Origin of the sequence: Streptomyces sp. NBC_01808 (assembly GCF_035917395.1) — a bacterium.
Lineage (GTDB): Bacteria > Actinomycetota > Actinomycetes > Streptomycetales > Streptomycetaceae > Streptomyces.
In genome coordinates this window covers 6,165,594-6,188,115 of the sequence record NZ_CP109072.1, presented here as the reverse complement: position 1 = coordinate 6,188,115, position 22,522 = coordinate 6,165,594, and the positions used below count along the sequence as shown (strand labels likewise).

At 72.7% G+C, this 22,522-nt stretch carries 14 protein-coding genes and 3 pseudogenes; 7 read left to right on the top strand and 10 right to left on the bottom strand.

Annotation, left to right across the window (positions count from 1 at the left end; all coding sequences use genetic code 11):
• The first annotated feature begins 32 nt into the window (after positions 1-32).
• The 3 genes and pseudogenes from OG946_RS27465 to OG946_RS36210 form a co-directional block, all read left to right on the top strand.
• The gene (locus OG946_RS27465) at positions 33-1,991 is read left to right on the top strand and encodes an ABC transporter ATP-binding protein (protein WP_326798662.1); all 1,959 of its coding nucleotides are present in this window, start codon (positions 33-35) and stop codon (positions 1,989-1,991) included.
• Entirely contained in the window at positions 1,988-3,844 is a 1,857-nt protein-coding gene (locus tag OG946_RS27460) for an ABC transporter ATP-binding protein (protein WP_326798661.1), read from the top strand. The genes OG946_RS27465 and OG946_RS27460 overlap by 4 nt, the downstream gene beginning before the upstream one ends.
• A 128-nt stretch (positions 3,845-3,972) precedes the next feature.
• A pseudogene (locus tag OG946_RS36210) lies at positions 3,973-4,056 on the top strand (VOC family protein); the annotation flags it as partial.
• A gap of 103 nt (positions 4,057-4,159) precedes the next feature.
• Here the strand turns inward: OG946_RS36210 and OG946_RS27450 are convergent.
• Positions 4,160-4,660, bottom strand: a complete 501-nt coding sequence (locus OG946_RS27450; protein ID WP_326798659.1) for an HAD domain-containing protein — start codon at positions 4,658-4,660, stop codon at positions 4,160-4,162.
• A gap of 422 nt (positions 4,661-5,082) precedes the next feature.
• Between OG946_RS27450 and OG946_RS27445 the strand changes: the two genes are divergently transcribed.
• The 4 genes and pseudogenes from OG946_RS27445 to OG946_RS27430 all read left to right on the top strand — a co-directional run bounded on the left by OG946_RS27445 (position 5,083) and on the right by OG946_RS27430 (position 8,706).
• The gene (locus OG946_RS27445; protein WP_326798658.1) at positions 5,083-5,985 is read left to right on the top strand and encodes a lysozyme; all 903 of its coding nucleotides are present in this window, start codon (positions 5,083-5,085) and stop codon (positions 5,983-5,985) included.
• A 110-nt stretch (positions 5,986-6,095) separates the two neighbouring features.
• Positions 6,096-7,313: pseudogene (locus OG946_RS27440) on the top strand (right-handed parallel beta-helix repeat-containing protein); the annotation flags it as partial.
• Positions 7,280-8,080, top strand: a pseudogene (locus OG946_RS27435) (hypothetical protein); the annotation flags it as partial. The pseudogenes OG946_RS27440 and OG946_RS27435, both read left to right, overlap by 34 nt.
• A 41-nt stretch (positions 8,081-8,121) precedes the next feature.
• Entirely contained in the window at positions 8,122-8,706 is a 585-nt protein-coding gene (locus tag OG946_RS27430) for a TetR/AcrR family transcriptional regulator (protein ID WP_047020405.1), read from the top strand.
• A 10-nt stretch (positions 8,707-8,716) separates the two neighbouring features.
• Here OG946_RS27430 and OG946_RS27425 read toward each other — a convergent pair whose 3' ends face one another.
• From OG946_RS27425 to OG946_RS27385, 9 genes are all read right to left on the bottom strand, one after another.
• A complete protein-coding gene (locus OG946_RS27425) occupies positions 8,717-9,448 on the bottom strand; it encodes an MBL fold metallo-hydrolase (protein ID WP_326798657.1) in 732 nt (243 codons plus the stop codon).
• 86 nt (positions 9,449-9,534) lie between these two features.
• Positions 9,535-10,623, bottom strand: coding sequence for a hypothetical protein (locus tag OG946_RS27420; RefSeq protein WP_326798656.1), 1,089 nt, complete (start codon positions 10,621-10,623; stop codon positions 9,535-9,537).
• Positions 10,623-12,056: a polysaccharide pyruvyl transferase family protein gene (locus OG946_RS27415; protein ID WP_326798655.1), complete on the bottom strand. Its 1,434-nt coding sequence runs from the start codon at positions 12,054-12,056 to the stop codon at positions 10,623-10,625. The genes OG946_RS27420 and OG946_RS27415 overlap by 1 nt, the downstream gene beginning before the upstream one ends.
• A gap of 54 nt (positions 12,057-12,110) precedes the next feature.
• Complete coding sequence (locus OG946_RS27410; protein ID WP_326798654.1) at positions 12,111-13,451, bottom strand: UDP-glucose dehydrogenase family protein; 1,341 nt, start codon at positions 13,449-13,451, stop codon at positions 12,111-12,113.
• 18 nt (positions 13,452-13,469) lie between these two features.
• Entirely contained in the window at positions 13,470-14,804 is a 1,335-nt protein-coding gene (locus tag OG946_RS27405; RefSeq protein WP_326798653.1) for a hypothetical protein, read from the bottom strand.
• 14 nt (positions 14,805-14,818) lie between these two features.
• Positions 14,819-16,921, bottom strand: a complete 2,103-nt coding sequence (locus OG946_RS27400; protein ID WP_326798652.1) for an acyltransferase family protein — start codon at positions 16,919-16,921, stop codon at positions 14,819-14,821.
• A gap of 55 nt (positions 16,922-16,976) precedes the next feature.
• Positions 16,977-18,926 (bottom strand): glycosyltransferase family 2 protein, encoded by a 1,950-nt coding sequence (locus OG946_RS27395; protein WP_326798651.1) that lies wholly within the window; start codon positions 18,924-18,926, stop codon positions 16,977-16,979.
• A 14-nt stretch (positions 18,927-18,940) separates the two neighbouring features.
• Positions 18,941-20,962, bottom strand: a complete 2,022-nt coding sequence (locus tag OG946_RS27390) for a hypothetical protein (protein ID WP_326798650.1) — start codon at positions 20,960-20,962, stop codon at positions 18,941-18,943.
• A complete protein-coding gene (locus OG946_RS27385; RefSeq protein WP_326800382.1) occupies positions 20,959-22,440 on the bottom strand; it encodes a bifunctional cytidylyltransferase/SDR family oxidoreductase in 1,482 nt (493 codons plus the stop codon). The genes OG946_RS27390 and OG946_RS27385 overlap by 4 nt, the downstream gene beginning before the upstream one ends.
• Positions 22,441-22,522 lie beyond the last annotated feature (82 nt).

Sequence of the window (22,522 nt, the reverse complement as noted above, 5' to 3'; positions counted from 1 at the left end):
GCTTAGCCTGCCCTTACGTAGGCTCGGGGGCGATGCCTGCAGCCGCCATACACACCGAAGAGCCCGAGCCCGCCGACTCCCCGACCGCCGCCGGTACCGGCCCCGACCTCGGGGGACCACCCGCGGGCGGCGAGGAGGACCGCTCCGCGGTGCGCTCGCTGCTGCGCCTGTGGCCGTACGTCCGCCCGGTGCGGGTGCGGCTGTTCTCGGCGGCGGGGGTGGCGATCGTCGCGTCCTGTATCGGGCTCGTGATCCCGCTGGTGCTCAAGTGGCTCGTGGACGGCCCGGTGGCCGACCGCGACTCGGCGGGCGTGTGGCTGGGCGGCCTGCTGATCCTGGTGCTCGGCATCGCGGAGGCGGCGCTGTTCGGCTTCCGCCGCTGGCTGGTCGCGCGCCCGCTGGCAGGCGTGGAGGCGGCGATGCGGGCGAGCCTGTACCGGCACCTGCAACGGCTGCCGGTGTCCTTCCACGACCGCTGGGCCTCCGGCCAACTCCTCTCCCGCGGCACGACCGACCTCCAGCTCATCCGGATGTTCCTGGCCTTCCCGCTGACGTTCCTGGTCGTCAACGGCACGACGATCGCGGTCGGCTGCGCGGTCCTGCTGGCGCAGGAGTGGACCCTCGGGCTGGTGCTGCTGGCGCCGGTGATCCCGCTGGTGGCGCTCTGCTCGGCGTTCGAGCGGCGCTTCTTCGGCGCCGCCCGCCGGGCGCAGGACCAGGTCGGCGACCTGACGACGGTGGTCGAGGAGGCGGTGCTCGGCATCCGCATCGTCAAGGGCTTCGGCCGGCACCGCAGCCAGGCGCAGACGTTCCGCCGGCTGACCCACGAGCTGCGCGGCACCGAGCTGCACAAGGCGCGGCTGCTGGCCGGGATCTGGGCGCTGATCATGACGCTGCCGGAGCTGGCGATCGGCGCGGCGCTGGTGCTGGGCACGGTGCAGGTCGCGGACGGCGACCTGTCGGCGGGGACGCTGGTGGCGTTCCTGTCGACGGCGATGGCGCTGCGCTGGCCGGTGGAGTCGATCGGGTTCCTGCTGGCGATGTGCAACGAGGCGGCGACCGCGGCGGACCGCTACTTCGAGGTGCTGGACGAGCCGGAGGCCGACGCGGCGGACCGCAAGACCGCCGCGGCACCGGCCGGCCCCTCGGTCCCCGCAGCCCCCGCCGTGCCCGCGCAGCGCACGGGGCCCCCGGCCGAAGCCGCGGACGGCATCCGCTTCACCGGCGTCGTCTTCCGCCACCCCGACGCCGGTCCTGACACCGCGCCCGTACTCGACGGCGTCGACCTGCACCTGCGCTCCGGCGAGACCCTCGCCCTCGTCGGCGCCACCGGCAGCGGCAAGACGACGCTCACGGCGCTCGTCCCGCGGCTGTACGAACCGACCGCCGGCCGCATCAGCCTCGACGGCCGCGACATCACCGCCCTCCCCCGCGACGAGCTGCGCGCACTGGTCGCCGTCGCGTTCGAGGAGCCGACGCTCTTCTCCGCGACCGCCGGCGAGAACGTGCTCATGGGCTCGTACGAGGCAGAAGAGCACGACCTGCTGCGGGCGTTGGACATCGCGCAGGCCGACTTCGTGCACCGGCTGCCGGACGGCCACCGCACGGAGGTCGGCGAGCAGGGGCTCAGCCTCTCCGGCGGCCAGCGGCAGCGCCTCGCGCTGGCGCGGGCGATCGTGGGCCGGCCGCGCTTCCTGGTGCTCGACGACCCGCTGTCGGCGCTCGACGTGCACACCGAGGCGCTGGTCGAGGCCGCGCTGCGGCGGGTGCTGGCGACGACCACGGCGCTGGTGGTCGCGCACCGGCCGTCGACGGTGCTGCTCGCCGACCGGGTGGCGCTGCTGTCCGGCGGCCGGATCGCGGCGGTGGGCACGCACGACGAACTGCTGCACGGCAGCGCGGAGTACCGCGCGCTGATGGCGGGCGTGGCGGAGGAGCGGACGGACGGCGCGGCCGGGCCCGCGCACGGCGACGAGGGGGAGCAGCGATGACGGCGACGGTCACCGAGAGACCCGGCGGCGAGGACCCGGACGACGACCGCCCGCGCTCGCGGACCGACCCGTTCGACCAGGACCTGCTGCCCGCGCCCGACGGCGCGTCCCGCACCCTGCTGGGCTCGCTGCTCGCGCCGCACCGCCGCCGGGTCGCCGCGGCGACCGTGCTGATCCTGCTGCAGCAGGCCGCGGTGCAGGCAGGTCCGCTGCTGGTCGCCTACGCCATCGACCACGCCGTGCCCGCGCTGCGCCGCGACGACCACGGCCCGCTGATCGCCGTCGGCATCGCGTACGCGGTCTGCGCGCTGGCGTCCGGGCTGCTCCAGCACACCTTCGTACGGGCCGCCGCGCGCATCAACCAGGACGTGCTGCTCGACCTGCGCGGCCGCATCTTCCGCCACGCGCAGGCCCTCGACGTCGACTTCCACGACCGCTACACCTCGGGCCGGCTCATCTCCCGCTCCACCAGCGACGTGGAGTCGCTGCGCGAGCTGCTGAGCGAGGGGCTGCAGGAGCTGATCGTCGTGGTGCTCCAGGTCGTGTACATCTCCGCGCTGCTGCTCTGGCTGGACCTGGGTCTCGGCGGGGCGGCGCTGCTGTCGTTCGTGCCGCTGTACTTGCTGATCCGCAACTTCCAGCGGCGTTCGATCAAGATCTACACCAAGCGGTCGACGGCGATCGCTCAGGTGATCGTGAAGTTCGTCGAAACGATGAACGGCATCCGGCCCGTCCAGGCGTTCCGCCGGGAGCGCGCGAACGACGAGGACTTCGACCGGCTCAACGGGCACCACGAGCGGGTCAACGGCGACTCCATCCTGGAGATGGCCCGTTACGTCGTCTCCTCCCGGCTGACCGCGAACTTCTTCGTGGCGGCGATCGTGCTGTGGGGCGCGTACCGGGTGGCGGAGGAGGACCTCGCGCTGGGGGTGCTGGCCGCGGCGGTGCTGTATCTGCGGCGGCTGTACGACCCGATCGACCGGCTCGGGATGTTCCTCAACTCCTACCAGTCGGCGGCGGCGTCGCTGCAGAAGATCGCCGGGCTGCTGGCACAGCGTCCCGGCGTGGCGGAGCCGGCGGAGCCGCGGCCGCTGCCGGCGCGGCAGGAGGGACTGCCGGGCCGGGAGGTGCGCTTCGAGGGGGTCGGCTTCTCGTACCGTACGGGCGGCGAGGTGCTGCCCCGCTTCGACCTGACGGTGCCGGCCGGGCAGACGGTCGCGGTCGTCGGCTCGACGGGGGCGGGGAAGTCGACGCTGGCCAAGCTGCTGGCGCGGTTCTACGACCCGAGCGCGGGCCGGGTGCTGCTGGACGGCGTGGACCTGCGGGAGATCGCGAACGCGGAGCTGCGGCGCGGGGTGGTGATGGTCACGCAGGAGGCGTTCCTCTTCTCGGGCACGGTGGCGGAGAACATCGCGATCGGCCGCCCGGACGCGACCCGCGAGGAGATCGAGGCGGCGGCGAAGGCACTGGGCGCGCACGCGTTCATCACGGCCCTCCCGGACGGCTACGACACGGACGTGCGCAAACGCGGCGGCCGCATCTCGGCGGGCCAGCGCCAGTTGGTCGCCTTCGCCCGCGCGCTGCTGGCGGACCCGGCGGTGGTGATCCTGGACGAGGCCACGTCGTCGCTGGACATCCCGGGCGAACAGGCGGTGCAGGAGGCGATGCAGACGGTCCTGCGCGGCCGCACGGCGGTGGTCATCGCCCACCGCCTGTCGACGGTGGAGATCGCGGACCGGGTCCTGGTGATGTCCCAGGGCCGCATCGTGGAAGACGGCCCCCCGGCCACCCTGATAGCCGACCGCGGCCGCTTCGCGGCCCTGCACCAGGCCTGGCAGGACAGCACGCTCTGACCCCCGGCGGGCCCGGCGGGGGCGTGACTCCTGCGCCCCCGGCCCGGCGGCAGGCCGGCGCGTCGGGCCGATGAGTTTGCCGGTCGGCTGAAGTCTTCCTCGTGACAAGCACGCCCCGAGGAGGCCGCATGAAGACCCTCTTCGTCTCCTACCGCGTCACCGACCCGGACCGCTCGCTCGGTTTCTACACCGCCTTGGGCTACGCCGAACTGGTGGAGTGGCCGCCCGGCCATCCCGACGGCATCACCGCGGCAGACTGCGCCTGAGGCGGCCACGGTCTGCGCCGCAGCCTGCCGAACCGACGTGCGACGGCCTCTAAAGCCCGCGCAGCCAGGCGTCGAGAGCGGCGAAGTCCGCATCGGTGAGCCCCCGCCCGGGATCGACCCGGTGCAGCAGGGCCCGCTCCGGATGGTGAACGCCCACCCAGCGGCGGTCGGCTTCGGAGATCTCGTCGTCGACCCAGGCGAACGGGCGGCCGGCCGCCCAGTCGACGAGGAGCGGGGTCTTCCAGTGCAGGCCGCCGGGTTCTTCCCGGTCGTCGTGCTCGGGGATGTCGACCACGGGCAGGTCCGGCAGGCCGAGAAGGGGCGCGATGCTCTCGTTGGCGTCGGCCTGCCAGGTCGTGGCCCAGACGAGTTCGCACGGCAGCGCCGCCAGCCGCGGCCCGTCCGCCGGTTCGACCCGGGCCAGCAGCGGGTTTCCCGTGTCGGGCGAGCGGCGCGCGGCACCGCCGGGACGGCCGTGCCATCTGGGTCCGAAGGGGATGAGCGGTCCGTCGACGTCGAGGAAGACCAGGGGGCGTACGGAATCGGTCACAGCCGCACGGTAACGGCCGTGGCCGGGGCGGGGATCCGGGGGCCGGGACGGTGGTCGGCGGGGGTGGTGGGGCGGTCGGGGGGCAACGGGTGGGGTGGGGTGTGCGGTTCGTTCGGCGACACTCGGGGGATGACCGTATGGGTGCACAGCGTGTCTAGTCTGGCACGCTCCGTGACCGGAATGCTATTCTTCGTTTCGGCTTTCACACCATGAAAGTTGACGATTTCCGCTCCGGTAACCGCAGCTCAGCGCATGCGTCACTGGACTGGACCATAAAGGGTGGCGGTCCCCCCTTCTCAGGCAGGCGTTCCTATGCGTCACTCTTGTCGTGTACGCATCAGGACACCGGTCTGTTCGTACAAGCAGCACCCAGCACCGCCTCTCCCCACCCCCACAGAGCACACGAGTGCCAGGAGGCCGCGATGCACCTGCACAAATCACTCACCCACCGCCTCTTCTCCGGCCGCGCCGGCCGCACCCGCGCCGGCGCCGCCGTCGTCCTGGGCGCATCCCTCGCCCTGGTCGCGGGGCTCACCGCCCCGTCGGCCGCTTCCTCACCGGCCGCCGACAGCGACGCCACGAAGAAGAACCCCGTCCCGCTGGGCCACGCCTACATGGGTATGGGCGTGACCGCGGAGCAGTCGTCCCCCGACGTCAGCCCGATGGACCACACCACCGGTGTGCAGGGAATCGACGTCTCGCACTGGCAGGGCAGCATCAACTGGTCGTCGGTACGCAGCGCCGGCATCCAGTTCGCCTGGATGAAGGCGACGGAAGGCACGAGCTACAAGGACCCGTCGTTCAACACGAACTACCCGGCGGCCTACCGCGCCGGGGTCATCCGCGGCGCGTACCACTTCGCCCGGCCGAACTCCTCCAGCGGCGCGACCCAGGCCAACTTCTTCGCCTCCAACGGCGGTGCCTGGTCCCGTGACAACCTGACGCTTCCCGGCGTGCTGGACATCGAGTCCAACCCGTCGGGCGCGATGTGCTACGGGCTCTCCCAGACCGCGATGCGCAACTGGATCCTCGACTTCTACAACACGTACAAGTCCAGGACCTCGCGCGACGTCGTCATCTACACCAGCCCGAGCTGGTGGAACACCTGCACCGGCAACTGGAGCGGGATGTCGACGCGCAGCCCGCTGTGGGTCGCCCACTGGACGTCCGCCCACAGCCCGAGCATCCCGAACGGGTTCCCGTTCTGGACGGTGTGGCAGTACACGAGCACCGGCCGGGTGAGCGGCATCTCCGGCAACGTCGACCGCGACAAGTTCAACGGCAGCCGGGAGCGGCTGCTGGCGCTGGCGAACAACACCGCGTAACCCGGGAACATCATGCGACGAAGGGGCCGGCCGGGCTACGGCCGGCCCCTTCCGCATGGGCCCCTGTGCCCAGGGGTCACAAAAGATGAGAGTTGCTCTACTCTTCCGCCATGTCGTGGACGCGTAAGGTCCGAACGGCACTTCTCCCGCTCGTCGCGCTGGGCGCGCTGCTCCTCACCACCGCCCCCGCCGCCGCGCACGAGGAGCGCCCCGTCGAGTTCCCCGACGGCACCGGCAGCGTGCCGACGTACCGCGACGAGGAGCCCGACCTGCTGGTCTGCAAACCCGACCGGGCGGACTTCGAGGCCCGCACCGCCGACTTCCCCGCCGCGCTGCGCGAGCGCAACCTCCGGCTGTACGAGCGCTGCCGCGACCGCGGTTACGAGCATCTGCAGGAGGCCGTCGACGCCGTCGACGCACCCGGTATGACCATCGCCATACTCCCGGGCGTCTATCTGGAGGAGCCCAGCCGGCCGAAGCCCACCGGGTCGTGCGCCCGGCTGAAGGCACCGCGGTCCGACTTCGGGTACCAGATCCTGTCGTACGCGCAGCAGGAGCGCTGCCCGCACAACCAGAACCTCGTCGCCATCATGGGCAAGCGGGACCTGCAGATCGAGGGCACCGGCGCGGACCGCGGCGACGTCGTCATCGACGGCCGGTACCGCAAGCTCAACGTCATCCGCGCGGACTCCGCCGACGGCGTCTACTTCCGCAACTTCACCGCCCAGCGCTCCACCTTCAACTCGCTGTACGTGCTGGCCGCCGACGGCTTCGTCATCGACGACGTGCTCACCCGGTGGAACGACGAGTACGGCTTCCTGACCTTCGCCTCCGACCACGGCCTGTACCGCGACTGCGAGTCGTACGGCAACGGCGACTCCGGCATCTACCCGGGCAGCGCCTCCGACATCAACGACGGCCGCGGCTACGACGTCCCCCGCTACGCCATCGAGATCACCGGCTGCCGCAGCCACCACAACATGGTCGGCTACTCCGGCACCGCGGGCGACTCAGTCTGGGTGCACGACAACGAGTTCGACCACAACATGGGCGGCGCCTCCATGGACAGCGCCTTCCCCGGCCACCCCGGACTGCCGCAGAACCACGCGAAGTTCGAGCGGAACCTCATCCACGACAACAACCAGAACTACTACCCGTACGTCGCCGACGGCACCTGCGCCAAACCGCCCGCGGAGCGCGGCTACGAGCAGGGCGTCGTCTGCCCGCAGATATCCATGCCGCCCGGGACCGGCATCATCACCGCGGGCGGCAACTGGAACATCTATCAGGACAACTGGATCTACGGGCACCAGCGGGCGGCGTTCTACCCGCCGCCACAGCCGCCCTGTCGGCCTTCCTCGCCGCCCACGCCGCCGTCCAGCTCACCGGCGCGGCGGTCTACGGCGACCGGTGGTTCGCGCAGTGCGACCCCTTCGAGGCGTACAGCGCGCTGCTCGCCCGGCTCGCCCCCGTCGGCCGCCGCCCCGCCGACGGCGTGCTCGTCCTGCGCTCCCCCCTCGCCGGACTCGACGCCACCCCCGCGCTCCCGGGGCTGACCGCCGTCCTGTGCGTGCTCCTCGGCTCCACCGCCTACGACGGGTTCTCCGCCGCCCCTTCCTGGATCGACACCCTGCAGACCTCCTCCCTCGGCCGCACCGCCACCGCGACGCTGGGCCTGCTCGCCGCCGTCGCCCTCGTCGCCGTCCTGTACGCCGGCTGCGCGGCGGCCGTCCGCCTGGTCTCCGGCCGTCTCGCCCACCCGCTGTCCGCCTTCGCCCACTCCCTCCTGCCGATCGCGCTCGGCTACCTCGTCGCCCACTACTTCACGCTCTTCGTCACCGAAGGACCACGTACCGTCACGATCGCATCCGGCACTGACAATCCGGCCCCGACGGACCCCCCGCTCTCCCCCGGCGGCCTCGCCGCGCTCCAGGTCACCGCCGTCGTCACCGGCCACGTCCTGGGCGTCGTCGCCGCCCACGACCGCGCCGTCCGCCTCTTCCCGCCCGCCCGCGCGGTCGCGGGCCAACTGCCGCTGCTCGCACTGATGGTCTGCTACACGGTCGGCGGCCTGACCCTGCTGCTGGCCGCGTGACCGTGCGGCCCGGCGGCGCGGCGGCGGAGCGGTCCGGCACCATGGACGGCGTGAGCACCCCCTCCCTCCGCCGCACCCCCGTCCAGCAGCGCAGCGCCGAGCGGCTGGCCCGGATCCTCGACGCCTGCGCGGAACTCCTCGACGAGACCGGCTACGAGGAGCTGACGACCAGCGCCGTCGCCGACCGCGCGGGCGTGCCCATCGGCTCGGTGTACCGCTTCTTCCCCAACAAGCGCGCCCTCGCCGACGCGCTCGCCGCCCGCAACCTCGACGACTTCACCGGCCGCGTCACCCGCCGGCTGGCCGCCGAGCCCGCGCAGGCCGGCTGGCGGCGCATCCTGGACTCGATGCTCGCCGAGTACGTCGCGATGATGCGGACGGTCCCGGGCTTCGCGCAGGTGGACTTCGAGGCCAACGACCCGGTCGCGGCCCGGCTCTGCGACATCCTCGCGGAGCGGCTGTCCCTGCCGGTGACGCCGTCGCTCCAGCGGTCGTGCCTGGTGGCGGTCGAGGCGGCCGACGCGCTGCTCCAACTCGCGTTCCGCGCCGACCCGGAGGGCGACGCGGCGCTGCTTGCGGAGACCCGGACACTGCTGCACGCGTACCTGTCGCGCACGCTGGACTGAGGGGGCGGGGTCAGCCTCCCAGGGCCGCCTCCGCCTCCTTCCGGCGGCGCGGTGCCCCGTGGCTCTCCACGTACCACTCGTACTCCCCGCTCACCAGCTCCCGCGCCAGCGCCAGGTCCGGGCCCGCCCCTTCGTCCCGCAGGTGGTACGGGGGCGGGTAGGAGCAGTCGCCGACGAACAGCACGCCCTCCGACGGCACCCCGACCACCGTCGAGTCCGCCGCGTGCCCCCCGCCGACGTGCCGCAGCTCGGCCGTCACGCCCCCGAGGCTGATCACGTGCCGGTCGGTGAACGTCCCGTCGGGCGGCACGATGCGCAACGAGTCCCAGCCGTCCTCCGCCATGGCGCGCAGGCGCGCCGCGTAGCTCGGCACCAGTCGCGGATCACGGGCCATCCCGGCCCGTACGTACGCCTCCGACCACGGCTTCTCCGCCTCCGCGCGCAGCGCTTCCGCCGTCAGCTCGTGCGCGGTCACCGGCACGGCCCATTCCTGCGCGCCCCAGACGTGGTCCCAGTGGTGGTGGGTGTAGACGAGGGAACGGGCCTTCGGCAGGCCCGCACCGCCGAGGGCGTTGCGGATCCGGCGGGCCAGCGCGGGGCTGTGGCCGGCGTCGACGAGCAGGCAGCCGTCGTCGCCGGCGATCACCCCGACGCCCGCCTGCACCCGGTCCGGGTCCGGGTGGTGCGGCCACCACCACACCCGGTCCGTGATCCGCACCAGTCCCGGCACCGCTTCCGCCACGTGCCCGCCTCCCTCTCGCCGCCCCGGCGCCAACAGGCCCGGGACCCGGACTATATGCCGGGCCGCCGCGCCCCCGGGGCCCGGCGCTACGGCGCCTCCGCCGCCGCCAGCAGCGCCCCCGTCACCGCCGCGAACGCCGCACCCACCGGAAGCGACGGCTCCGCGGCGGCGGGGTCCGCGGGCCCCGTAGCCCCGGCAGACCCCGCGGGGTCCCCGGCAGCCGGCTCCGGCACCAGCGTGTCCAGGTCCCCCACCACCCGGACCCCCGACTTCCTGATCCCCGCGACCATCTCCGCGCTGACCTCCGCCGCCGCCCGCCGCGCCCACGCGGGCGTGGCGATCCGCTCCGCGGGGTCCTGCGGCACATGCGCTCCGCGCAGGCAGCGCACCAGGGCCTCGCGCACCAGCTTGCGTTCCGGCGCCGGGCGTTCGGCCCTGGCCAGCTCCTTGTTCACCAGGCGCAGCACCTCCACCTCCCCGGCGGTCAGCGAGCGGTTGGTGAACCCGTCCTGCTCCGGCTCCAGCACCCCGTCCGGCAGGCCGAGCAGCCCCTCGAACGCGCGCAGGTGCGCCAGCGGTTCCGCCTGGTCGACGACGACCACCGTGAGCCGGTCCGCGCCGACGGCGTCCGCCCAGCGCGTCACCAGTTCGTCGTGCCGGTGCCGCCGCCAGAACGACGGCGTCGGCTTCCGGTACGGCGGTCTGCGCAGCATGCCGTCGAGCCACTTGTCGTACGTGTGCTGGTGGCCGGACTTGATGTACTCCTGCCACTGCGACGGCAGGATCTTCACCAGCGGCCGCAGCGTGACGACGACGTGCACCCGCTCCCCGCCGAGCCCGTCGACCACCGCGCGCGCCGCACCGGCGTCCGCGTTGGCGAAGCGCTCGCTGCTGACGACGACCCGGCGCCGCCGCCCCGCGCCGGCGACCTCCGCGCACAGCTTCTCCCAGTGCGCCATGCTCGGCGCCTCCAGGCTGTGCACGGGGGTCCCGCCGGCGATCGCGGCGGCGGCGTGCGCGGGCTGCCGGGAGGCGCCGGCGTACCGGACGCCGTGCGCGGCCAGCGCGCGCCGGCTGCGGTGGAACGCCCCCTGCAGCGTCGTGGTGCCGGTCTTGTGCGGCCCGATGTGCACCAGCCGGGTACCCGGCGGGAGCGCGCCCTGCCGCTGCGCCATCAGCCTCGCCCGCCCCGGCCCTTGAAGACCCCGCCGAGCCTCGCCATCGGCCGCTTGTCCATGGCGGCGACGCGCCGCTCGATACCGGCGAGCCGCTTCTCCAGCCGCTCGACCTCGCCGGCCAGCTCCTCGTTGCGCTCCTTCAGCTCCGTGGCGCGGCGCACCGCGCCGTCCAGCCGCTTGCGGGCGATGTCCGCCCGCTCGTGCAGCCACGCGAAGCGGTAGGCGTACGCGCCGTCGTCGGAGCCGTCCCACATCCGGATCGAGGGCGGCAGGTCGAGATCGGCCATGCGCTTCTCGAAGGCGGCGCCGCCGTCGCCGTGGGAGTAGGTGTTCTTCAGGTCGTTGCGGTCGAGGAAGCGGACGAAGCGGTCCCAGCGCTCCCGGTGGCCGGTGTGCAGACCGGAGAAGTCGGCCTTCTCGTACACCTTGGCCGGGTCCATGTCGGCGGGCTGGTCGGCCAGCATCTCGTGCGGGATGCCGAAGTAGCGGCAGAGTTCCAGGGTGCGCGAGTCGTGGACGAGCACGACGGCGGGGGTGCCGGCGAGCAGCGCGGCGATGTTGCCGTGGATGCGGGTGCCGAAGGCGAAGTCGCGCTCGCGCAGCTCGGCCATCCAGCCGTACGGGTCGGTGGGTACCCGCGTCTTGTCGTCGCGCAGCAGGCCGTGCGCGCCGGCGGTCGGCAGCTCGGGGGTCAGCCCCTTCTCCACCGACGTGTCGCCCCAGAGCAGCAGTTCGGCGTCGGTGAGGTTCTGCGCGTAGTACACGAGGTCGTCGAAGCGCTCGTACGCGCGCTGCGCGATCTCCGCGATGGGGCCGACGCGGGCGGCGTCCGGCGAGACGTTGATCGCGATCCGGGAGGCGTCGGTGATGCCGGCGTCGGTCGTGCGGATCTCGGGGAAGGTGTCGCCGTAGAGGAACATCGACGGGCAGCCGATGATGTCGACGTCCTTGAAGCCGAGTTCGTTCAGGTAGCCGGCGGTCAGCTCGCCGCGTACGCCCACCGACGCGGACCGCTTGAGGACCGCCTTCATGAACCTCTTCACCGACGGCTCGATGGCCTTGAGCCGCTCGGTGTCGTAGTCCGCGGCGACCTGGGCGCCGACGCCGATGACGACGACGGGGATGGTCAGTTGCTCGATGAGCCTGGTGAGCCGGTTGAGCGAGGCTTCGAACGACGGCCGGAAGGCGTTGGCGAGCGGGACGACGAAGGCGTCGTACTCCTCGTTGATCTGGGCGGCGCGCTCCTTGGAGTAGTCCGTCTTGATGCCGTTGGACGTGACGTCGGTGTCCGGGGTCAGGAGCAGTTTGTGGACGGCGTCGCTGAAGAGCAGGTTCCCGGAGTTGGTGCCGATGAGGTCCTGCTGGATGACCTCCGTCGTCGTCGGGACGTGGAAGGGGCTCTTACCTGAGCGGATGAGAAGGTGCTTCATGGCGGGGGCGGTTCCGTTCGTGTGGGGGTGCTGCGGAGTGGTACGGGAGTAGGTTCAGAGCGCGGGACGGCCGATGGCGCGGAAGGTCCAGCCCGCGGCGCGCCAGGGCGCCGGGTCCAGGGTGTTGCGGCCGTCGATGAGGTGCGCGGTGGCTGCGGCGCGGGCGAGCCGGCGCGGGTCGAGGTTGCGGAACTCGCTCCATTCGGTGAGGTGCAGCACGACATCGGCGCTGCTGACCGCGGACTCGGCGGAGTCCGCGTAGCGCAGCGTGGGGAACTCCCGGCGGGCGTTGTCCATGCCCTTCGGGTCGTAGACGGTGACCTGGCCGCCCTGGAGGTGGATCTGCCCGGCGACGTTGAGCGCGGGGGAATCGCGCACGTCGTCGGAGTCGGGCTTGAACGCGGCGCCCAGGACGGCGATCCGGCGGCCCAGGAAGGTGCCGCCGCAGGCTTCGCGGGCGAGTTCGACCATGTGGGCGCGGCGGCGCATGTTGATCGAGTCGACCTCGCGCAGGAACGTCAGCGCCTGGTCGACGCCGAGTTCGCCGGCGCGGGCCATGAACGCCCGGATGTCCTTGGGCAGGCAGCCGCCGCCGAAGCCGATCCCGGCGCGCAGGAACTTCTTGCCGATCCGGTCGTCGTAGCCGATCGCCTCGGCCAGCTTGACGACGTCGCCGCCCGCCGCCTCGCATATCTCCGCCATGGCGTTGATGAACGAGATCTTCGTGGCGAGGAAGGAGTTGGCGGCCGTCTTCACCAGCTCGGCGGTGGGGTAGTCGGCGACCACGAACGGCGTGCCGTCGCCGACCGGACCCGCGTACACCTCGCGCAGCAGCTCCTCGGCGCGCTCACTCGCCACCCCGACGACGACGCGGTCGGGGCGCAGGGTGTCCTCGACGGCGAAGCCCTCGCGCAGGAACTCCGGGTTCCACGCCAGCTCGGCCTGCTCGCCCGCCGGGGCCAGCTCGGCCAGCCGGCGCGCCAGCCGGGCCGCGGAGCCCACCGGCACCGTCGACTTCCCGACCACCAGACAGGGGCGGCCGAGCCGCGGCGCCAGGGTGTCGATCGCGGCGTCGACGTAGCTCATGTCGCAGCCGTACTCGCCCTGCTTCTGCGGCGTGTTGACACACACGAAGTGCACGTCGCCGAAGGCGGCCACCTCGTCCCAGTCCGTGGTGAAGCGCAGCCGCCCCGTCGCGCCCTCGACCCCCGCGACGTGCTTGCGCAGCAGCTCTTCGAGGCCCGGCTCGTACATCGGCACCCTGCCCGCCGACAGCAGCTCGACCTTCTCCTTGACGACGTCCAGGCCGAGCACCTCGAAGCCCAGCTCCGCCATCGCGGCGGCGTGCGTGGCACCGAGGTAGCCGGTGCCGATCACAGTGATTCTCAACGACATCCGTGCAGGTCCTTCTGGTTATCGGCGGATACGGCGAAGGCCGCGCCTGGCGGCGCTCCGCAGCGGGTTGGTGGCGCCGCCCCGGCCTCCGGCGGAGGCGTCGGCGGGCGCCGGCTCGGGCGTGGGGGTGGCAGCCGTCCCGGCGGCGGAGGACGCGCCGGACCCGGAGGAGTTCGGCCCGGTGGCGTCCTTCGCCGCCGCGGCGGCCTTGCTATCGTGCGCGGCCGCTTCGGCGGCGGCCCTGGTGTCGAGCGAGGACTGGGCGAGCAGCGCGCCGATGACGGCCTGCGCCGCCGCGGCCGCGGGGATCGTCGCCTGGGCCGGCGGCGCGGCCGGTGCGCTCGGCCGCTTCGCCAGCGACGCCAGGTCGCCGACGATGTTCACGCCGAGCGCGGCGATGGCGGCGGTCATCTCCTCGGCCAGCTCCGTGGCCTCGGCCACCGCCCACTCGGGGGTGGTGACGCGCGCCTCGTCGCGGCCGGGCTGGTACTTGTCGCGCATCCGGCGCAGCGCCCCGGCGCGTACGACCTTGCCGTGCCGCTCCACCGACCAGCCGCGGCGGTGCGACTCCTCGTTGAGCAGCCGGACCAGCTCGGCCTCGCCGTGGGTCATCGACCGGTTGTCGCGCTCGTCGTAGACGAGGAACCCGGCGGGCAGCCCGGCGAACTCCTCGAAGACGCGGAGCTGCATCTGCTGGTCGGACTCGTCCTGTACGAGGACGGTCAGGTTCTCCGGGCCCGCGGCCGCCGCCCAGCGGGCGATCAGCTCGTCGTGCCGGTGCCGGCGCCAGAAGCTGGGCGTCGGCTCGATACAGGGCTCCCGGTGGAACATGGCCTCCAGCCAGTCCTCGTACGACGAGCGCAGCCCGTTGCGCACGTACTGCTGCCACTGCGACGGCAGGATCTTCAGCAGCGGCCGCAGCGTGACGACCACGTGCACCCGCCCCCCGCCGCCGAGTTCCGCGACGACCTCGCGGGCGGCGTCGTCGCCGGCGTTGGAGAAGTACTCGGTGCTGATGACCGTGCGCCGGTCGCCGGCCTGCTCGCACTGCTGCACCAGCCGCCGCCAGCGCTCCATGCCGGGACGGTCGCGCTGCAGGAACACGTCGAGCTCTTCGCGTACGGGCGTGCCGGCGGGCCCCGGGAACTCCACCCCGATCTTGGCGAGCGCCGCCGCGACCGGCTGCCGCTTGCTGCCGGCGTAGACCACGTCGTACGCGGGCAGCCGGTCGCGGGCGCTGTGGAACGCGCCCTGCAGCGCGGTGGTGCCGGTCTTGTGCGGACCTATGTGGAGGAGGCGCCCGCCGCGCGGCACCGTGGGCACCAGCGACGGCGGCATTGGCTGCGTCGGCATCAGAAGTCCTTCTCTCATCCGACGCTCTCCGGCAACTGGTCGTCCAGCCAGCCCGTGAGCGTCTGCATGTACGTCTCGGTGATGTGCTCACCGGCCCGGTAGACGATCACGTTGCCGATGACGGCCGGGCAGGTACCGTCCGGGCAGAGCTCGGGCGCGAGGTCGATGACGTCGACCCCGGTCCGCTTCGCCGCCTCCGTGGTGACCTGCTCGTATCCCAGCCCTTCGCGCAGCGGGAACGCGCAGTCGGTGAGTTGGTCGGTGGCTCCCGACACGCACGAGGGTATGTCCTGCGGCGGGTACGGGATGTCGGCGAACGCTGTGACGTCCGCCCCGTTCTCCTTCAGCTCGCGCAGCGTGGCGGCCATCCCTTCGCGCAGGGCGGCGGTGTTGTCGTCGCCGTCGAGCTTGTCGCCGGCGCGCATGGCCGCCTGGTCGTCGCGGTTGCCGACCAGGACGAGGTCGGCCTTCTCCGCCGCGATGCGCTCGACGGCGGAGGCGCGCCAGTCGTCGCACTCGGTGTAGTCGCGCTCGTACTGCCGGTTGTAGATGGTGACCTTGGCGGGCGTGCAGGCGGACTTGGTGAGGATCACCAGCCGCCAGCCGCGCTCCTCGGCGATGGTGATCAGCGCCGGGGAGAACTGCGCGGCGTGCGAGTCGCCGAAGAGCGCGACCGTGGTGTCCGACTTCTTGTCGCCGTAGACGCAGCCCTCGGCCTCGGTGTCGCGCTGCCCGGCGTGGCAGCCGTTGCCGTACACCGCGCCCTCGTCGGCGTCGGCGTCCTCGGGCAGCGGGCTGAGCACGGAGGCGGACTCCTGGACCTTCGTGGAGTCCTGCAGCGCGGCGGCGCCGACGGCCTGCGAGGGGTCGGCGAGCTTCATGGTCGGCACGGTGGCCCAGGTCAGCCAGCCAAGCAGGGCGCCGGCGGCGGTGCAGGCGAGGCCGAGGACGAGTCCGCGGCCCACCGGCGCCAGGGCGCGCGAGACCCGTACCGGGTTCTCCACCAGCTTGTGGGTGAGCGCGGCGGGCACCCAGCTCGCCGCGACGACGACCGAGAGCTGGGCGGTGGTGATGCCGGGCCACTTGACGGTCGCGAAGGCGACGGCCGGCCAGTGCCACAGGTACCAGGAGTACGAGATGCGCCCCACGTACCGCATCGGCGCGGTGCCCAGCAGCTTCGCGCCCACCGTGTCCTGCGCCGCGGCGCCGGCCGCGATGATCGCGGCGGCGCCCAGCACGGGCAGCGCGGCGGCGGAGCCGGGGAAGGGGGTCTCGTCGGAGAAGCCGAGGGCGGCCACCGCGATGGCCGCGAGCCCGGCGAGGGCCAGCCCGCCGGCGAGCCGGCCCGGCAGCCGCCGCCAGGCGTCCGCGGGCACCAGCGCGACCAGCCCGCCGACGGCCAGCTCCCAGCCGCGGGTGAAGGTGGAGAAGTACGCGGCGCCGGCCTCCTCCTGCGTGAGGTAGACCGAGTACGCGAACGAGGCCACCGCGATGGCGCCGAGCGCGACGGCCAGCCGCGGGCGCACCGCCTTGCCGCCGCGGCGCGTGCACCACCAGCCGATGGCGATGATCAGCAGCGGCCAGACCAGGTAGAACTGCTCCTCGACCGCCAGCGACCAGAAGTGCTGTACGGGGCTGGCGTCGGCGCCGAGCGCGGAGTAGTCGACGGCGAGCGACGCCTGCTGCCAGTTGACGACGTACAGCGCGGCCGCGGCCAGGTCCTTGGCGACCGTCTTGCGTTCCACCGGCGACATCAGCAGCCACGCCAGCAGCGCGACCGCCGCCAGCACGACGGCGGTCGACGGCAGCAGCCGGCGGGCGCGGCGCGCGTAGAAACCGGTGAGGGAGATCCGTCCGCTGCGCTCCAGCTCGCGCACCAGCAGCCCGGTGATCAGGAAGCCGGAGATGACGAAGAAGACGTCCACGCCGACGTAGCCGCCGGAGATGAGCGGGACGCCGGCGTGGTAGAGCAGCACCACCCCGACGGCGACGGCCCGCAGGCCCTCGACATCGGGGCGGAACCCCCGGCCGGGGCCGGCCGCGCGCTGGGCGTCCGGCTGGGACCGGCGCTCGGTCGGATCGTGCGCTTCGAGCGCCGGGGCCTGCTGGCCGTGCATCAACCCTCCGGGTAACGGTGCTGGTGGTGTGGGGTACGCCTGCCGTGCCTCGACGTCACTTGCGCGCGGCGAGCCGGCGCAGCACCGTGACGACGTTCCGGCCGGCCGGCGGTCCGGCGTCGGCCGGGGCGGGCTCGGCGGGGCTGACGGGCACGGTCCAGGCGAGGCTCCCGGCGCGTACGGTGACCTGCGGCGTGAAGGCGTCGCGCCGCTTGCGGGCCTCGCGCGGCAGCCGCAGCCGGGCGCGGTACTTCCGGGTGGCGCCGGCGGCCTTGCCCGGCTGGGCGACGGCGGAGGCGACGACGCCTGTGGGGCCCTCGACGTCGAGCCGCACCGCGTCCGCGGGCAGCCCGGAGACGGTGGCGCGCACGTCGACGACGAGTTCGTCGCGGCGCGTCACGGCCTGGGCGGCGACGTCGAACCGCTTGGCCGCGTGGTGCTTGATCTCGCCCAGCTCCAGGGTGAGGTGGCCGGTGGAGCGGATCGCGTAGAGGGTGACGACCTGGCCGGAGCCGGCGTGCTTGGGGGCCGCGTGCATCGCCGGCTGCTTGGCGAGGCCCCGGTTGTTCTCGTCGCCGAACCGGGTGACGTTGGCGTCGCCGGAGGCCAGCGAGAGGTCCCAGAGCGCCTCGGCGAGCGGCTCGCCGCCGCCCGCGGTCGCCGGATCGATGTCCAGCCGGAAGTCCTGGTAGCCGGCGTCGTCCCGGGACTCGGCCACGGTCAGCGGCAGCCGGTGCTGGACGATGCCGCCGCGCTGCTTGAGCAGCATCTCCGGCGGGGCGCTCCAGCCGTCGGGCGCGGGCGCCTTGATCTTCCCGGCGAAGTGGACGACGCCGGTGGCGGGGTCCAGCTCCGCCGTGCCGACCCGGAACGGGATGGGCAGTTCGTCCGTGATGTCGTAGAACTCGTCCGGGATGTTCCTGGCAGGGTCGCGGAAGAACGGGTACCGGGCGTAGACCCGGCCGTTCTCCGTCAGATGCTCCGCCTCGCGGTCGCCCAGCTTCTTGTGGTACTTCGACGCCGTGAGCAGGTCGTCGAGGTCGCCGCGGCGCACCAGTTCCATCAGCAGCCGCTCCACCGCGGACAGCCGGGCCGCCATGCCCTCGCTGTAGTACTCGTCGAACAGCCGCCGCATGTCGTGGAACGCCTCGCGCTGGTCCGAGGCGTGCTTCTCGCGGCGCAACTGCCGGATGGTGTGCGGCAGGTCGATGGTGTAGTGCCGGGCCAGCAGGTGGTGGCGCCGCGGGCCCTCCGGCACGTACTCGCCGACCAGCTCGAACATCGCGCGCAGGAAGCGGATCCGCGGCGCGGTGCCCTTGGTGACGGAGGTGTTGTTGCCGCCGTCGTCGCGCTTGACCCAGTACACGCAGTCGTAGTCGGCGATCACGCTGATGCCGTCGGCGTTCAGGTACGCGGCACTGGTGAACGGCTGGTCCTGGCCGACCCGCAGCTCGGGCCGGAAGCGCAGCCGGTGCTTCTCGACCAGCTCGCGCCGGAAGAGCTTCATCGGGTTCAGCGTCCAGTACACGCGGGAGCTGAACACGTCGGTACGGGCCAGGTTCTGGTGGTACATGGACGTCGGGGCGTTGCGGCCGTTGACGCCGATCATCTTGCCGACGACCACGTCGGTCCCGTGGGTGTCGGCCAGGTGGACCATCCGCTCCAGCGTCTCGCGGCCGATGTAGTCGTCGGCGTCGAGGAAGAACACGTAGCGGCCGGTGGCCCGCTCCAGACCCACGTTCCGCGGACCGGCCGGGCCGCCGGAGTTCTCCTGGTGGATGACGGTCAGCCCCGGGTTCTCCGCGGCGAGCCGGTCCAGTTCTGCGCCGGTGCCGTCGGTGGACCCGTCGTTGATGACGAGGATCTGGAGCCGGTCGGTGCCGATGGTCTGCTCCAGCACCGAGGTGACGCTGCGGGTGATGTAGGGCATCGAGTTGTACGCGCCCGTGATCACCGTCACGTCGGGTATGGGTCCGGCCGCGGCCGTGTCCGCAGGGGTGGTCATCGTGCGGGTCTCCTTCAGACGGCGCGCTCTAGATTGCGGCGCTCGGACTTCTCCGCCAGCGCGCGCACCGCCTCGCCGAAGCGGACGACGGAGGCGGGCTCGTCGGGTCCGAGCAGATATTCCTTCAGCTCCTCGCGCGCACCGCGCAGCGGGTCGGCCGCGGGGTCGGGGACGGCGGCGAGCAGCTCGTCGATCCTGACGGCGTCGGGGGCGAGGATGACCGCCGCCCGTACCGCGGTGTTCTGGCGCTTGAACTCCTGCTCCCCCAGGCCCGCCGAGTCGGTCACCGCGTACGGCTTGCCGCTGGCGATGAAGTCGGACACGACGCTGGAGATGTCCGAGACCATGCCGTGCGAGGCGTTGAAGCAGTCGTACAGCCGCGGCCGGTCGCCGGTGACGACGCGGTGCTCCCACCAGCCGAAGGAGCGCCAGTAGGCGTCGTTCCACTCCTCCTTCAGCCGGGCCGCCTCCGCCTCGCGGGCGGGGTCGACCACGGCGTCGCGGGAGGTCTGCGCCTCGTCCGCGCCGTCGTCGGTGAGCCGGCCGAGGCGCTCCAACTGCGCCTCGATACGGGTCAGCTCGGCCCGCGCCGCCTCCCGCTCGCCCTGCTCGGCCGCGGCGGCGCGCACCCAGCGGGGGTCGGCGGCGCGCTGCGTACGGGCCTGCTCGACCATGGCGACGATGCGCTCGTGGGCGGCCTTGGCGAGCGGGCTGACCATGCCGGTGAACGGGTGCGGCTTGTACAGCACGCGCACCGGCGGGTCGGCGGCGAGCAGCCGGCGGACGATGTTCTCGCCGGCCAGCATGAGCGAGGTGTTGCCCGGGTCGTCGGTCCAGCCCTCCCACGTCGGCGCGTAGAGGATGGTGGGGATGCGGTCCGCGGCGGGCGCCCCGGCGGGGCGGATCGGCGCCAGTTGCGGGCGGCCGACCTCCACGATGGCGTCGTCGCGGACGCCGACGTCGGCCAGCGCGTAGCGGTCGCGCCCGGCCCGGCCCGCGGTCCACACCTCGTCGTAGACCTTGGCGTACGGGTTGATGCTGGCGACCTTGTCACTGTCGCCGTGGCCGATGAAGACGTGCTTCATCGTGGGCACCCGCAGCAGGTGGATGTTCTTGCCGACGTTCGCCGGGTACAGCGCGACCCGTACCGACGCCAGGTCCATGTTCATCAGGTGCACCGCGGACGGCACGCACGCCACCGGCACGGTGGTGGAGGCCAGCCCCGGCAGCGTGTGCTGCTCGCGCACGATGAGCAGCGGCCGCTCGTCCAGCTCCTCCAGCGTCTCCAGCCACATGTTGATCTGGTACGTGGACTCCTTGGTGCCGGAGAAGTAGAGCACCAGGGTCGGCCGGTAGGCGCGCAGCCACTCGTCGAACCACTCCAGCACTGCGTCCCTCTTCGGCGGCAGCGCGCCGGGCCGCAGGTGGTACGCCACCACGAGGATGTACAGCAGCGTCAGGCCCAGCGTCACGCCCATGCCGGCGTAGCCGTACGCGCCCCGCCCGGTCTCGGCGGCGACGAGCACGCCCGTGACGGCGAACAGGTCGAGGTGCTGGACCTTCTCGGCGGCCCGGTGGGTGAGCACCCGGGGCGCGGCGTCGGAGATGCCGAGCGGCGCCAGGTCGATGTTGCGGGTGACGACGGGCAGCTTGCGGCGGTTGCGCAGCAGCGTGAGCAGACCGCTGTGCGGCGCCTGCAGGGTGGCGATGAGGGCGAAGCAGGCGATGGCCTCGTATCCGAGGGTGTCGCCCGTGACGCCCATCCGGGCCAGCAGCAGCACGAGCAGCAGTTGCCGCAGCATGAAGCGGAGCGTCAGGCCCGCGCGCGCCCGGGAGAGCCGGGTGAGCAGGTAGACGTTGCGGCGGTGCAGGAAGTGGTCGGAGACGTAGCTCACGACCGCCACTCCGGCGAACATGCCGAGGCTCGGGATCAGCGCGGCCACGAGCATCAGCGGGTACGAGACCAGCATCAGGGCGGCGGCGGCGAACTCCGCGGGGCTGCCGACCCGGACCAGGCGAAGGAGTGCCCCCGTCACCGCACACCTGCCTCGGCGCCGCCCTCACTGCGGTCGAGCACGGCGGCCAGCGCGCGGTCCACGCGCGAGCCGCGGGTCGGATCCTGCTGTCGTACGTCGATGACGTGGCCGGTCATCTCCGAGAGCAGCACGTCGAGGGAGGTGCGGGCGACGGCCTCGGAGGCCAGCAGCGAGCCGGCGGGCTCCTCGCCGAACGCCTTGGTGCGCATCGGGGTGGCGGTGCGCTCGGGGTTGATGCAGTTGACGCGGACGCCGTCGCCGGCCCACTCGTCGGCGAGCGCCTGGGTGAGGTTGACGACGGCGGCCTTGGTGGAGGAGTAGAGGCTGTACTCGGCGCGGCCGCGGGTGTAGCTGCTGGAGGTGTAGAGCAGCAGTTGGCCGCGGGTCTCGGCCAGGTACTTGTGGGCGATCCTGGCTATCTGCACCGGGGCGAGGTAGTTGACGCGCAGGGCCTCTTCGAGGGCGGCGTCGTCGGTCTCGGCGAGCCGGCCGATGCGCAGCACGCCGGCGGTGTTGACGACGTAGTCGACGCGGCCGGTCTCGTCGTAGGCGCGGCGCAGGGCCGCCTCGATGTCGGCGGGGTTCTCCACGTGGGTGCCGGTGGTGGAGCGGCCGAGCGGGTAGACGTGGGCGCCGTAGCCGCGGGCCAGCTCGCAGATGTCGCCGCCGATGCCGTACGAGCCGCCGAAGACGACGAGCGTGCGGCCCTCCAGCAGGCGGCGGTGGGCCTCCTCGTCGCTGTGCTCGGGGGCGGAGGTGGAGGCGAGCTGGAAGAGCTTGTCGGCTATGAAGACGTCGACGGGGTGGGTGACCTTCATGTTGTACTCGTCGCCCGCGACCACGTGGATCGGCACGTCCGGCAGGTACTTGAGCACCACCGAGCAGTCGTCGGTGGCCTGGAAGTTCGGGTCGCCCGCGGCCACCTCGTACGCCCGCCGGATGGTGGAGAGCTTGAACGCCTGCGGGGTCTGCCCGCGGCGCAGCCGGGAACGGTCCGGGACGTCGGTGATGAACTCGCCGTCCTCGCCGTGCCGCCGGGTGACGATGATCGTGTCGGCGGAGGGGATGGCGACGTCCACGGCCTGGTAGCGCTCCAGGGCGGTGACGCAGTCGGCGATGACGCGGGCCGACAACAGGGGGCGTACGGCGTCGTGGAAGAGGACGTTCGCGTCCTCGCCCTCGGCGAGGTCCGCGCCGATCTCGGCGATGGCGCGCTCGGTGGTCTCGTTGCGGGTGCCGCCGCCCTCCAGCACGCGGCGCACCTTCGTCAGCCCGGCCTTGGCGACGATCCGCTCGACGTCCTCGACGTAGCCGGGGGCCATGAGGACCAGGATCTCGTCGACGCCGTCGGCCTGCTCGAAGACCGTGAGCGTGTGCTCGATCACGGTCTTCCCGGCGATCTTCAGGAGTTGCTTGGGTATGGAGAGCCCCACGCGTTGCCCCGTGCCGCCCGCCAGTACCACGGCGGTGGTTCGGATGGCCTGGCCGGACGTACTCTCTGTCGGCTCCGTGGGGGCGCCTGTCGACACTGCTGCTCCTGGTGGTGATCGTGAGCGTCAG

What these genes read in the sequence shown, in the direction of transcription:
- OG946_RS27465 (WP_326798662.1), top strand. Translation starts at nt 33, where the DNA reads ATGCCTGCAGCCGCCATACACACCGAAGAGCCCGAGCCCGCCGACTCC.
- OG946_RS27460 (WP_326798661.1), top strand. Translation starts at nt 1,988, where the DNA reads ATGACGGCGACGGTCACCGAGAGACCCGGCGGCGAGGACCCGGACGAC.
- OG946_RS27445 (WP_326798658.1), top strand. Translation starts at nt 5,083, where the DNA reads ATGCACCTGCACAAATCACTCACCCACCGCCTCTTCTCCGGCCGCGCC.
- OG946_RS27430 (WP_047020405.1), top strand. Translation starts at nt 8,122, where the DNA reads ATGGACGGCGTGAGCACCCCCTCCCTCCGCCGCACCCCCGTCCAGCAG.
- OG946_RS27420 (WP_326798656.1), bottom strand. Translation starts at nt 10,623, where the DNA reads ATGGCGCAGCGGCAGGGCGCGCTCCCGCCGGGTACCCGGCTGGTGCAC.
- OG946_RS27415 (WP_326798655.1), bottom strand. Translation starts at nt 12,056, where the DNA reads ATGAAGCACCTTCTCATCCGCTCAGGTAAGAGCCCCTTCCACGTCCCG.
- OG946_RS27410 (WP_326798654.1), bottom strand. Translation starts at nt 13,451, where the DNA reads ATGTCGTTGAGAATCACTGTGATCGGCACCGGCTACCTCGGTGCCACG.
- OG946_RS27405 (WP_326798653.1), bottom strand. Translation starts at nt 14,804, where the DNA reads ATGCCGACGCAGCCAATGCCGCCGTCGCTGGTGCCCACGGTGCCGCGC.
- OG946_RS27400 (WP_326798652.1), bottom strand. Translation starts at nt 16,921, where the DNA reads ATGCACGGCCAGCAGGCCCCGGCGCTCGAAGCGCACGATCCGACCGAG.
- OG946_RS27395 (WP_326798651.1), bottom strand. Translation starts at nt 18,926, where the DNA reads ATGACCACCCCTGCGGACACGGCCGCGGCCGGACCCATACCCGACGTG.